The sequence below is a fragment of the Microbacterium sp. K27 genome, assembly GCF_004794435.1.
GTDB classification, from domain to species: Bacteria; Actinomycetota; Actinomycetes; order Actinomycetales; family Microbacteriaceae; genus Microbacterium; species Microbacterium maritypicum_A.
Genome location: NZ_SSDK01000036.1, coordinates 209,712 through 223,167, shown reverse-complemented (window position 1 = coordinate 223,167; position 13,456 = coordinate 209,712). Strand labels below are relative to the sequence as shown.

Sequence of the window (13,456 nt, the reverse complement as noted above, 5' to 3'; positions counted from 1 at the left end):
GTGAGTGGATCACTGCTGCTGCAAAGCCTGATCCTCGGCGTCCTGCTGGGAGGGCTCTACGCCCTCCTGGCGGCCGGGCTCACGCTGTACTTCGGGATCATGCGCGTCGTCATGATCGCGCACTCGGCCTTCCTCATCCTGGCCGCCTACCTCGCGTGGTGGTTCAACCGGGAGACGGGCATCGATCCGCTCGTCTCGCTCATCGTCACCGTGCCCCTGTTCTTCGTGACCGGCGTCGTGATGCAGCGGCTGCTCGTCTCGCGACTCAAGCCGTTGACTCTGACCATGATGTCGGTGCTGCTCACCTTCGCCGTCGCGCTGATCATCGAGGGAGCTCTCGGGTTCTTCTTCACGGGGACCCAGCGCCGCATCCCGCTGCCGTACGCCAGCGCGAGCCTCGACTTCTTCGGCGCACAGGTGCCGGTGGTCAAGCTCATCGCGTTCGGTCTCGCGGCCGTGGCCCTCGCGCTCCTTTTCGTGCTGCTCAAGTACACGAAGTTCGGTCAGGCGCTGCGGGCGACGATCCAGCATCCCGAGGCTGCGCGGCTCGTCGGCATCAACACCGATCGGGTCGCCGGGTACGGATTCGGACTCGGGCTCGCCACCGCGGCGATCGGCGGCACCGCGCTCTCGCTCGACGCCACGATCTACCCCTCCCTGCACTGGCACTGGATCGGACCGCTCATGGCGATCATCGTCGTGGGCGGACTCGGCAGCATCCCCGGTGCCGCCATCGCGGCTCTCATCCTCGGAGTCGCGCAGAGCCTGCTCCAGCTTCCGCTGGGGCCGACGTGGGCGCAGACGGTGTTCTACGTCGCGCTCTTCGCCACGCTCATGTTCCGTCCGCAAGGTTTCTTCGGAGGTCGTCTTGCCCAGCGTTTCTAGCAGAGAGCCGATCGCCACCGAGACGGTCGTGATCGCTCCACCCGCCCCTGTGCGTCGCCCCTCCACGAAGTGGGTGGGCATCGTCCTCCTGATCGTCGGGGCCGCGCTCGTGCTCTCCTTCCCGACCATCGCCCCGAACCCGTACATCCTCTCGGCGGGCGTCGTGATCCTCAACTACGCCGTGCTGTCGACGGGGTGGAACTTCATGGGCGGATTCACGGGCTACATCTCCCTCGGGCATGCCGCGTACTTCGGGCTCGGCGCCTACGGCACCGGACTGCTGATCAAGTTCCTCGACCTTCCCGGGTTCGTGGCCTGGATCCTCGCCGCCGTGCTCGTCGTGATCATCGCGATCCCGATCGGCATCGCCGCCCTCCGGGTGCGTGGCGCGTCGTTCGTGATCGTCTCCATCGCCTTCGTGCTGATCATGCTGCTGGTGTTCCAGAGCTGGCGTGACGTGACCGGCGGATCCGAGGGACTGAACGTGCCACGTCCGTTCGACGTGCTGCGGCCGGAGCACCACCGCATCTTCTACTATCTGTTCGCCGGGCTGCTGGCCGCAGCTCTCGTGGTGTGGTGGATCATCGACCGGTCCAAGTTCGGAACGGCGCTCAAGTCGATCCGCGAGGACGAGGACAAGGCCCAGGCGCTCGGGGTGCCGACCACGCGGTACAAGCTCATCGCCTACGTGCTCTCGGCGCTGTTCGTCGCGCTCGGCGGCGGACTCTACGCGCTGTGGTTCGGCGATCTCGACCCGATCTTCCAGTTCTCGATCCTGATCGGCTCGTACATGGTGCTGATGGCGTTGCTCGGCGGGGTGCGGAATCTCTTCGGCCCGCTGCTCGGGGCCGTCGTCGTCGGCATCGCGCTCGAGTACTTCAAGCTCGAGTTCGGCGACACCCAGTTCCACCTCATCGCCACCGGCATCCTGCTCGGCATCGTCGTGCTCTTCATGCCCGACGGCATCATCCCGGCCGTGAAGGGGCTCTTCACCCGGAAGTCCCACGCGGCGTCGATCCGTGAGGTGACGGCCGGCGAACTGCTCGAACAGAACAAGACCCGAACAGCGGATGTCCCGACGAAGGAGACCTCGTCATGAACGCCCCCACCGCACAGTCCACGACGCTCGAGAGCCTGAACACCGTCTCGATGACCAAGTCCTTCGGCGGCGTCACAGCGGTCGACGGTGCCACGGTCACGTTCCAGGAGGGCAAGGTCAACGGCCTGATCGGGCCGAACGGCTCGGGCAAGACCACCTTCTTCAACTGCGTGACCGGCATGATCAAGCCGGACTCGGGAGAGGTGCGCTTCCGGGGGCAGGCGATCACCCGCAAGTCGCCTGACCGCATCGCCCGCGCCGGGATCGGACGCAGCTTCCAGCTGTGCCGGGTGTTCCCGCGCATGACGGTGATGGAGAACCTGCTCGTCGCGGTACGCAGTCCGAGCGTCTGGCATCAGCTCCGATCGGCAGCCGACCCGGACGAGTTGGAACGGGCGCGGGGATGGCTGCGACGCGTCGGCATCGACCACCTCGAGCACGCCGAGGCGCGCAACCTCAGCTACGGCCAGCAGAAGCTGCTGGAGCTCGCGGGGGTGCTCATGGCCGAACCCGACACGATCATGCTCGACGAGCCGGCGGGAGGCGTGAACCCCGCGCTCATCGGACGCATCGCCACCCTGGTGCGCGAGCTCAACGACGAGGGCAAGACGTTCATCATCGTCGAGCACAACATGGAGATGGTCATGAGCCTGTGCGACCACGTCGTGGTGTTCGACCGCGGGCGTCAGATCGCCGAGGGAACCCCGGCGATCATCCAGCAAGACCCCCGAGTCCTGGAGGCCTACCTTGGAGTCTGAAGCGAAGAATCTGCTCGAGCTGCGCGACATCGAGGCGGGCTACGGCCGTGCGGCGCTCGTGCTGCGCGGTCTCACCGTCGAAGTGCCGCCCGGGTCGGTGGTCTGCCTCGTGGGCCCCAACGGGGCCGGCAAGTCGACCGTGCTCAAGGTGGCCAGCGGCATGCTCAAGCCCCGGTCGGGGACGATCGAGGTCGACGGCCGAGACATCACGGGGGAGGGGCCGCAGTCGATGCTGCGTCACGGGCTCGCGCACGTGCTGCAGGGACACAGCGTGTTCCGCGAGATGACGGTCGGTGAGAACGTGATGCTCGGCGCCTTCACGCTCAAGGATCAGAAGGTCATCCAGGAGCGCGTCGAGTTCGTGCAGAGCCTCTTCCCCATCGTGGGGGAGCGGTGGAAGCAGCTCGCCGGCCTGCTCTCGGGCGGCCAGCAGAAGCAGGTCGAGTTCGCACGGTCGCTCATGGTCAGCCCCAAGGTCGTGCTCCTCGACGAGCCGTCGATGGGTCTCGACCCCAAGACCACCGAGAAGGTGTTCGAGCAGATCGTGCGCATGCGCGATGCGGGCACCGCCGTGCTGCTCGTCGAGCAGAACGCCCGGCGCGCGCTGGAGACCGCCGACATCGGGTGCGTCCTCGACCTCGGCCGCGTGCACATCTCAGGTCCGGCATCCGAGCTCCTGGCCGATCCGACCCTCGCCGCGCTGTATCTCGGCGGCAAGCCCGCCGTCCCCGACGCGGGATGAAACCCGGGCGGGAGGAGGCAGCGACGGCCTCCTTCCGCCTTTCCCGTCCATCCGGCGAAAGCGCTTCCGAAGGCGCTTATGCCCCGAACTGCAGTACCGCTCGAGCCTTCTCCGCTGTAGTGCCGGCCCGGAGAGGGGCACGACCATCGGCACGACACCACACGACGACGACGTTGAGAGGTTTCTGATGCACGAACGAATCATGCGAACCGCGAGCTCGAGTTCCCGATCGGTCGCACCTCCTCCTCGATCCTTCGGCATACGACGAACGGGTGCGGTCGTCGCCGCGGCCGCCGTGGTCGGAGCGCTGCTGACCACGAGCCCTGCTGTCGCGGCGGAGCCGTTCACCGAACTCGTCGACTTCGAGGCCTACGAGCGCGTCGCACTGAACGGGCAGGACGGATGGACGTCGTCCGCGGCTCCCCGTGTGATCGCCGATCCGCTCAACGGTAACAACCAGGTCGTCGAGTCCGTCGGCGGCGGTCAGCAGTCGTATCGCGCGATCCCGGCCATCGCCGAGGGCACCACCGGCACGCTGTTCTTCCGCTTCCTGCGCACCGGCAGCGTCGACACCTCCTTCGGGGTGACCGATGTGGATGCGCCGAACGACTACGCGCACAGCCGCGCCTACGTGAACAACCAGAACGACGACGTGCTGCGCGTGCGCGACGGCGGGTCGTTCGCGCCGGCGGGCGTGTGGTCGAAGGACGCCTGGCAGTGCGTGTGGATCGTCGCCGACAACGCGGCCGACAAGGTCACCGTGTACAGCCAGGGCGGCGCATACGAGCAGCAGACCCGCCTCCCCGAGGGCGCCGAGCAGCAGTTCGGTTTCCGCCAGGCGGTGAACGGCGCGCTCGACCGATTCTTCTGGAAGAACGGCGCCACGAGCATGGGTCGCCTCCTGCTCGACGACGTGGCCGTCGACAACACGGGCGAGAACCTCGCGATCGCGACGGGCAACCCGGGCGACTGCGCACCGGGCGGCACGGCGAATGAGCCGCTGCTGAACCCGCTGCCCGACCCGGGAATGGCCGACCTCGGCATCGAGGTGACCGAGCTCGCGCAGCTGCCCGCGTCGCAGACGACGCCGGCCACGCAGGACCCGCGCCTCGTGCGCCACAACCGCATCACGCACCTCGACGAGGTGCCGGACGACTCCGGCCGGCTGATGGTGCCCGACAACAACGACATCCTCTACCTGGTCGACAAGGAATCGGGCGAATACGTCCCATACCTCAACGTCCGGAACGAGTTCATCGACAACTTCCACAACAGTGCAGGGCTCGGGACGGGCCTCGGCTCCGCGGAGTTCCACCCCGACTTCGCCGAGAACGGGCTGTTCTACACCGTCCACACCGAGGGCGGCACGGCGCTGACCGAAGACACCCCGGACTTCCCGGCCTTCGGCACCACCGCGTTCCACAGCGTGATCACCGAGTGGAAGGCCGACGACCCGTCGGCGGAGACCTTCGCCGGAACGCACCGCGAAGTCATGCGCATCCCGTTCGCGGGTCGTGTGCACACCGTGCAGCAGATCGCGTTCAACCCGACGGTGTCGGAGGGCGATGCCGATTACGGCAACCTCTACATCCTGGTCGGAGACGGCGGCAACGGTGTCGGCAACGGCAACCCGCAGGATCTGGCCACACCACAGGGCAAGATCCTGCGCGTGAGCCCGACGGGCGACGACAGCGAGAACGGCGAGTACGGCGTCCCGTCCGATAACCCGTTCGTGGACGAGGCGGATGCCCTGCCGGAGATCTACGCGGTGGGCATGCGCGACCCGCACCGCATCAGCTGGGACACCGAGGGCGACCACACCATGTATCTCGCGCACATCGGCGAGTGGCAGGTCGAGTCGATCTACGCCGTCGAACCAGGAGACAACTTCGGCTGGTCGGTGCGGGAGGGTTCCTTTCTCGCCGAGAACCGGCAGATCTTCCCGCTGCCGAAGGACGATGCCGAGAACGGCTTCACCTACCCGGTGGCCGCCTACGATCACAATCGCGACCCCGGCCAGACCGGTGATGCGGGAGTGGCCGTGAACGGCGGATTCGTCTATCGCGGTGAGATCCCCGAACTCCAGGGGCGCTACCTCTTCACCGATCTGGTGCGCGGTTGGGTGCTGTCCACGGATGCCGAGGAGATGGTGCGCAACGACGGCGACATCGACGACCTCGCCACGATCGAGGAACTGCGGGTCTTCGCCGACGGTGAGGAGACGACGTTCCAGAAGCTGGTCGGCGACACACGCGTCGACCTGCGGTTCGGCTCCGACGCCGACGGCGAGCTCTACCTCGTCTCCAAGGCGAACGGCAAGATCTGGAAGGTCACAGGGGCGCGGACGGTCGATGAGCCGACCACCCCGTTCGTCCTTCCGGCGCTCGCCCCGAACGTGGTCACGCACCATGATTTCGACCACCCGGACGCGGCGACGCCGACGATCGAGGTCGATCAGGGGCGCTCCGGCACCGATATCTCGCTGATCAACGGCGGGGTCGAGATGCGGGTCGCGGACCGCGCCTATCCCGGTGCGGGAGAGGCCCTGCAGACACAGCAGATGAGTCCGCGGACCGCGTCGAACGACGACTGGAAGGCGGGCATCTACGACGCGGACGGCGTCGATTCGCTCGGCGCGTTCGCCGACACCGACAAGGCCGCCGTCATGGGGTGGTTCAAGCCGACCGGCGATCACCCGGCCCCGAACTCGGGCACGGCGAACCCCGACGACGTGTACAACGCGATCGGTCTCGCGGGCGTGCTCACCGGTACCTCCGACGGTCACGCGGTGCGGGCGCTGCTCGAGGTCATCACGGTCGACGGCGAGCTCAAGCTCGTGGCGCTCGGGCGTCGAGTCGACGGCGCAGGTTCGTGGACGTTCGCGGCCGACCTGCCGTGGAACGAGATCCTCAAGAAGGGGCAGTGGGTTCACCTCGCGGCGACCTTCGACTTCGCGGCGGGCGAGATGAAGCTGTTCATGAACGGCGAGGAGCTCGCGGGGAAGTACACCGCGGCGAACCCGTGGGGTGGAGGAGCCACGTCCGACACCGCACCGGCCGGCATCAAGATCGGCGGCAGCTTCCCGCAGAACACGAAGGAGGCCAATCCGTTCAACGGGCGGATGGACGACATCATGCTGCTCGACACGGTGCCGACGGCCGAGCAGGTCGCGGCGCAGTATGCGCTGTACGCCGTGCCGCCGGTCGAACCGCCGACGCCGCCGACCTGCACACCGGACGGCGAGGTCATCACCGACGTGATGGAGGAGGGCGACTGGGCGCCGCGGACACCGGCCAAGTGGGACTTCCCCGGTGACCAGATCGTGCTCACCGAGGCGGGGACCAACCCGAACGACGGGATCCGCCGGCCGTTCGAGTACGCCGTGCTCACCGAGGGGCCGGAGCTCGGCTCGTTCGATCTCACCGGCGAGGTGCGCCTCGACGAGAAGGCCTCCGTGAACAACCGCGACGTGATCATCGTGTTCGGCTGGAAGTCGGACACGGAGTACTACTACGCACACCTCTCGCAGGACAACTCGATCTACCCGCACAACGGCATCTTCAAGGTGAACAAGGCGGATCGGGAGCGGATCGACGATCAGTGGGACGGCGCGATCGGTGCTCCACCGGCGGTCACGGACGAGGAGTGGCACGACGTGCGTGTGGTCCGCTGCGTCGACAGCGGCGAAATCGCCGTCTACGTGGACGGCCTCGACACCCCGCTGATGACCGCGAACGACACGACGTTCCCCGAGGGCCGGGTGGGCTTCGGCTCCTTCGACAACTTCGGGCGCCTGCGCGACCTCTCGATCACCGCGGCGGCCGTGGACACCACGGCGCCCGCGGTGACGGTCAAGAGCGGTGCGGAGTTCACGGTCGGACGGGACGGCGCCTACAGCAGGGCATCGTTCCAGCTCCAGGATGTCGGGATGATCGATCGGCTGACGCTGAACGGGGTGCCGAAGGACCTCACGGACGCGGTCTGGTCGGACCTCAACGGTGTCGTCCCCGGCGCGTTCGGGGCGGTCGAGGGGGAGAACACCCTGGTCGTGTACGACGTGGCCGGCAACGCCACCACCGTGCGATTCACCCTCGACGTCACCGGTCCCGCCGTCACCGTCAAAGACGGTGGAGCGTTCACCGTCGGTGCGGGCGGCTCGTACGGCCTGGTGTCGTACAAGCTCAACGACGCGGGCAGGGTGGATCGGCTGGTCCTGAACGGGGTGGGGAAAGACCTGACGGACAACGTCTGGTCAGACCTCAACTTCGTGAAGCCGGGAGCGTTCGGAGCCGTCGCCGGGGCGAACACTCTGATCGTGTACGACGTGGCGGGCAATGCCACGACCGTCCCGTTCACCCTGACGGGTGGTTCGCCGTGACGAGCGCCGCACGATAGTCCACGTCGTGCGAAGGAGCGGGCCCCGGGAAGCAGATCCTCCCGGGGCCCGCTCCGTCGATGACCGCGTCCGAGAGTCGACCGACCGGAGATCGCGCCCGAGGAGGATGGAGGGGGTGACCGGGACACTGGGGAGAGCGCGGGTCACCCACCTCCGCTGGCCGGGGAGCCAGCAGTGGGAGGAGCGGAAGAGGCCGCTCCCGAGATGAAGACGGTCCCCACCGCCTGCATCACCGGTCCCATCACATCAGCCGGAGAGTCGTTCGATCGCAGTTCAGCTTCGACTCCGTATCGATGTCCCCCGACTGAGGTGCCGTTCGTAAGGCGTGAAGTGGTCGCCGCCGTCGACGTAGGTATCGGCGGGAGGACGCGGGGCGCGTCACGATTCCCCGGCGGCACTTCCTCTGATGCCGGCGTGCGCGGCCACTGAGGCGACTCGTGGCCATCACTGCAATCGCTCGGAAGTGCCACGTCAAGGGGATCCCATCCTCTGGAGAGCTCCCCGCGGTGCGGTGGGGTGGGTTGTGCACGGTCCGCGGATCTGGGGGACAGCACAACACGAACCGTGCCCATCGACAGCAGCATCCGATCCTCCATTCGGGTGCCGAGGTAAGGAACAGCATGAGAAACACCAAGTCCGGCCGTTTCGCGCTCAGCGCGGGCGCGGTCGCCATCCTCGCCGGGGGGCTCTTCGCCGCCCCGCTTGCCGCGAGCGCTGCGGAGACGGATGCTCTCGACGTCGCCGTCAACCCCACCTCCGAGTGGGCCAACGGTGACGAGCAGATCGTCAGCATCGCTGCCTCGAACAACACCGACGAATCCGGCGTCGTCGACCTCACCTTCGGCGTCTCCGGCACGAACGGTCAGGAATGGCGACAGGACATCCTGGGCCACACGTCTGCACCGACCGTGACGATCGACGGCTCCCAAGTTCCGCTCACCTGGTCCGGAACGCAGGAGAAGCACCTGAGCTTCGAGGTCCCCGCAGGAAAGACTGCTCTCGTCTCTGCTCCGTTCACCATGAGAGCGTGGACCACGGATACCCACTCCGAGTACGCCACCGTCTCGGCGAGCACACTCACCACGAGCACCGACACGGTGCCGGGAAACTGCCAGACCGGCACCGAAACGGACTGTCGCGCGACATGGGATGTCCCGCAGTGGTATTCCGAGGAACTCACACTCGCCAGCACTCCCGCAACCGGGGGCACGGTGCAGGCGGGGGATACGATCACCTACTCGCTCACGGCGCTCACTCATCTGTGGAACGCGAACGAGAACGTCGTCGCCGCAGCCGATCTGACGGACCTTCTCACGCACGCCACCCTCGTCGACGGCTCGCTGCAGACCACGAGCGGCTCCGTCGACATCGATGCAGACAACCGCCTCCACTGGAGCACCGCCGAGCTCGACCCCGCCGGTGTCGGCGACAACGGCTCGGGAGACCCTGAGACCGCCACGTTCCAGGTCACGGTTGACGATGACACGGCAGAGGGTTCCGCCCTGCAGGTCATCGCCGGCGGATACGGCTTCCACCCTCTGTTCGGTTCCGAAGGCCGCATGCTCGAAGCAGCAATGGACCCGACGACGGGCGCGATCACTCCCACGGCCGCGGCCACGAGCACCCTCACCGTCGCTGCCTCCGACGACATCCCCGTACCGGCCATCACCGTGACCGGAGTCGACGACCAGGTCAACACCGTCGGCGACGATGTGGCGGTTCAGGTCGAGGCGTCGTCGAGCGACTCATCCGCGCTGAGCTACTCGGCTGACAACCTGCCGGACGGAGTGACCATCGATTCCGCGACCGGTGTGATCTCGGGCGTTCCTACTGCGGCCGGTGAGTACACCGTCACCGTGTCGGCATCCTCCGACTCGGCGGCAACGGTCGACACCACGTTCCTCTGGACCGTGAGCGCAGCATCCGCACCGATCCCGGATGACAGCACCGGGGCCGACACCTCCGACGGTGGCACGGCGACTGCGGGTGGACCCTCCGTGCACACCGGAGGAGCGCTCGCCGCCGATGCGGACTCGACGGCTCCCTGGGTGGTCGGCGGATCCGCGCTGCTCGCACTGCTGGCGGCGGCGGCCGGTGTGATCGGTTTCCGCAAGGTCCGGGCGCAGCGTAGCTGAGTCCTCCGTCCCGAGGTCGGCCCCGTCGTCTCGATGACGACGTGGGCCGGCTTCTCGGTGCGTCTCGTCCTTCGCGGGCTCGTCCTTTCTCCCGCTCCCTCCTGACAGATTCGATGACATGAACATTCCGACCGTCTCCCCGACTCCCGGCGATGCCGACACCGCGTCCGTCCGGCGCGAGCGCAGGCTCCCCTTCGTGTGGATCGCCGGCGCAGCGGTTCTGATCGTCGTCGCGGCAGCACTTCCCTTTCTCTTCGGCGCGGGCGAGGAGCCCTCCGCGCCTGCGGAATCGACACGAGACATGGCCGGCAACGCGGTGGTGCTCGAAGACCCGATCCAGACCCCTCAGTCCCTCGCCCTCATGAACGTCGTCGAGGACCTCGGTGAGCGCTTCGCCGTACCGTCGGTGGGCTTGGACGTGCCGCTCGGCGGGCTCGACATGGTCGATGGTGAGATCACCCCACCGGGGTTCACATCGGCGTACACCGTGCGGAACCTGGGCGTTCCCGATGATCCGTCTGCGGGCACGACCTACGTCGTCATGCACTCGATCCCCGCTCCTGGCGTCGCGCCGGGCAACTACCTGATCGATGTCGCCGACGGACGTGCCGCCGTGCCCGCGGGTGCGCAGGTGCTGGTGGGAGAGCAGGTCTACGCGGTGGACTCGTCGTACTCGGTGGACAAAGGGGAGCTCTCCGCGCAGTCCGCGCTGTGGGCCGACCGTCCGGGACGGCTCGTGATCATCACCTGTCAGCAGCTTCCCTCCGGCGCGCGCTCGGTCCAGAACACGGTGATCGAAGCCCACCTCGTTGCCTCTTGAGACCCGATCGGGGTCTCGATTCCTCCGATCCCTCGCTTCTTCTGTCCTTCCAGGCCAAACTGAACGCATGTTCGGCAATCAGGTTGCCCTCACCGATGCGGTCGCCTACGTCCGATCCGGTGTCGACGTCGCGGTTTATGGTCGGCCGGGTAACGGACGCACCACCTTCCTGCGCCGCCTTCAGGAGGTGCTGCGGGCGAGCGGCTTCTCCGTCCTGCTGATTGCCGGCGCGCCCGGACTGAAGCGCGTTCCGCTGGGAGCACTCGCGGCGTTCTTCGGTGACCCCGCGCAGGTGTCGCGGTTGCCGGACGTCAGTGGCTACTCCCAACGCCTCAGAGAGGCGGCGCAGGCGGACTTCGTCGTGCTCGTCGATGATGCCGACCACCTCGACGACGCGTCGTGGGGGGTCATCCGGGCGGTTCAGCACCAGATGATGTTCCCCGTCGTGACGACGCACCGCCGCGTCAAGGAAGTGCTTCAGGGAGCGCGCAACCCTCACCTCGGACGCGCCTACCAACTCCGCTTGCAGCCGTTGCGGCTGGATGAACTCGAGGCTCTGCTGGAACAGCGCGCCGACGCGGCGATCGACCCCGCGACGTTGAGCCGCATCTTCGGCAAGTCCGGAGGCCTCGCGGGCCTCGCCATCGGCATCTGGGAGGTCGGTATCCAGGAGGGGCAACTGGCTCTGGTCGACGGCGTATGGGTGGCGCAGAGTGAGCTGTGGAGCCCGACGCTCGGTCGTCTCGTGGAACGCCACATCGGACCGCTGGGGCGACGGGAGAGAGGTGCGCTCGAACGCCTGAGTCTCGGTGGCCCGCTCGATCTCGACAGCACCGTGGCTCTCCTCGGTGGGGCTCTCGTCGAGAAGCTCGAGGAAAAGGCCCTTCTCACATTCGAGCCGGTCAACGGTCAACTGCTGTCGGCCGTCGCTCCGCCTCTGATCGCCGAGTACTTCCGACACCTCGCGCTTCCTGCGCGTGCCGCCCGGTTGGCGCGCGGGGACGCGGGATACATCGCGGATGAATCAATCCTTCGCGGGGTCACCGACGTCAGCGACCTCCACGCCGCGCAGCCGGACGCGATGTTCGTTCGCTCGGTGCAGGACGCGGCCCGCGCGCGACTCCTTCTCGCTCGAGCCGGATGGGAGCAGGACCCGAGCGCGAGGAACGCCTTCGCGTATCTGCTCGCGCTGGGCGCCGGTGACCTCGGACAGCGGGAGGTTCGTTCGATCCTCGACCGCACGGTCCATGATGACGACCTCATGGCGAGTGTGCGATTGCGGGGCTGGCACTCGGCCTGGCTCGCCGGACGGGGAAGCGTCGCACAGGCGAAGCAGTTGCTGCGCGACGGTGAGTCGTCTGCAGGGAAGTTCCGTCCAGCGCTGCAGGCGGCGCGGATGCGTCTGGAGCTGCTCTATGAGGGATACGACGGAGACATCCGCGATGAAGTCGCGCCACCAGAGGGGCTCCCCGATGACGTTCGCGGATTCGTCCGCGTCATCCGGGCCGCCGGACTCCTCATCGCCGGACGGATCATGGCCGCGGAGGAGGAGCTGGCTGAAGTGGATCCTCACAGTCTGGGCGCGGACTGGGCAGATCACGAGACCGTTCGCGGCCTGGTGCGCCTCGCGAAAGGCGAACATGCCCAAGCCACTCTTCTCGCCTACAGTGCGCTCGATCACGCGCGCGCCTCCGCGGATGCCACCGCCGTGCGCACGACCGCCTACTTCGCTGCGCTGTGCCAGCTGGTCCGCGGAGACTATCGGGAGGCCACGACGTTGGTGGAGACGGCGCTCGCGGTCGGGACTCCGAGCTCGAACGCGCCGACCTCGCTTCTGGGAGCGCTGTGTATCGGGAGCATCGTGGCGGGACGCACCGGGAGCGCAGGCCTCGCCCAGACGAGATTGGACCAGGCGGAGCGCCTCGCGATCTCGGATGGACCGTTTCCCGCCATGTCGACGAGCTGGCCGCGCAGCCAGATTCAGCTCGCCGCCGGGCGCGCCGATACCGCACGTCAGGAGCTTCTCCAGGGTGCTGAGCGCCTCTGGCGACGCGGGGCACGGTGGAGCGCGGTGCTGGTGCATCTGATCGAGTTGGAATTGTGGCCTGATCCCGAGCGATTCGAGGAGCTCCGTCCGCGTCTCGATGCCGTCGAGGGGGAGTTCGTCGGCGCCCTTCGCACATATGTCGAGGCACTCGTCACGAAGAATCCGACGCAACTGGAGGAGTCCGCACCGCGGCTCCTGCGCACCGGACGCGCCGGCTTCGCCGTCAACGCCTACGACCGCGCGGCACAGCTCTTCGAAGACGCGGGTCATGCGGAGGATGCGGAACGCGTACGCCGTGCCGGGGAGGAACTCATCGCCGGTCTCGAACCGGGGACGTTCGACGCGGCACGCTTCCGCAGCGCGGATATCCTGCTGACGAAGCGCGAGATCCAACTCGCGCGCTTGGCAGCCATGGGCTGGTCGAACCAGCAGATCGCCACGGAGCTGGTGCTGAGCGTGCGCACGGTGGAGAGCCATCTGCACCGCATCATGAAGAAGACCGCGACGACCAGCCGCCGAGACCTCGCCGAGTACCTTCCCGAGAGGTCTTTGTGACGGTCGAACCGTCGAAAGT

At 67.4% G+C, this 13,456-nt stretch carries 8 protein-coding genes; all 8 read left to right on the top strand.

Translation table 11 applies throughout. From position 1 onward, the window contains the following. Positions 1-885: a branched-chain amino acid ABC transporter permease gene (locus DW307_RS08350; protein ID WP_029259909.1), complete on the top strand. Its 885-nt coding sequence runs from the start codon at positions 1-3 to the stop codon at positions 883-885. Next, the gene (locus DW307_RS08345) at positions 869-1,984 is read left to right on the top strand and encodes a branched-chain amino acid ABC transporter permease (protein WP_231494477.1); all 1,116 of its coding nucleotides are present in this window, start codon (positions 869-871) and stop codon (positions 1,982-1,984) included. The genes DW307_RS08350 and DW307_RS08345 overlap by 17 nt, the downstream gene beginning before the upstream one ends. Continuing rightward, positions 1,981-2,742: an ABC transporter ATP-binding protein gene (locus DW307_RS08340; RefSeq protein WP_136024499.1), complete on the top strand. Its 762-nt coding sequence runs from the start codon at positions 1,981-1,983 to the stop codon at positions 2,740-2,742. The genes DW307_RS08345 and DW307_RS08340 overlap by 4 nt, the downstream gene beginning before the upstream one ends. Next, on the top strand, positions 2,732-3,484 hold the full coding sequence (locus DW307_RS08335; protein ID WP_029267595.1) for an ABC transporter ATP-binding protein: 753 nt from the start codon (positions 2,732-2,734) through the stop codon (positions 3,482-3,484). The genes DW307_RS08340 and DW307_RS08335 overlap by 11 nt, the downstream gene beginning before the upstream one ends. Before the next feature lie 202 nt (positions 3,485-3,686). Beyond that, positions 3,687-7,862, top strand: a complete 4,176-nt coding sequence (locus DW307_RS08330) for a PQQ-dependent sugar dehydrogenase (protein WP_029267593.1) — start codon at positions 3,687-3,689, stop codon at positions 7,860-7,862. Between the two features lie 638 nt (positions 7,863-8,500). Then, complete coding sequence (locus tag DW307_RS08325) at positions 8,501-10,015, top strand: Ig domain-containing protein (protein ID WP_136024498.1); 1,515 nt, start codon at positions 8,501-8,503, stop codon at positions 10,013-10,015. Between the two features lie 118 nt (positions 10,016-10,133). Further along, positions 10,134-10,835 carry a class F sortase gene (locus DW307_RS08320; RefSeq protein WP_136024497.1) on the top strand — a complete coding sequence of 234 codons (702 nt, stop codon included), beginning with the start codon at positions 10,134-10,136 and terminating at the stop codon, positions 10,833-10,835. 67 nt (positions 10,836-10,902) lie between these two features. Further along, positions 10,903-13,437 carry a helix-turn-helix transcriptional regulator gene (locus DW307_RS08315; RefSeq protein WP_136024496.1) on the top strand — a complete coding sequence of 845 codons (2,535 nt, stop codon included), beginning with the start codon at positions 10,903-10,905 and terminating at the stop codon, positions 13,435-13,437. Positions 13,438-13,456: the final 19 nt, after the last annotated feature.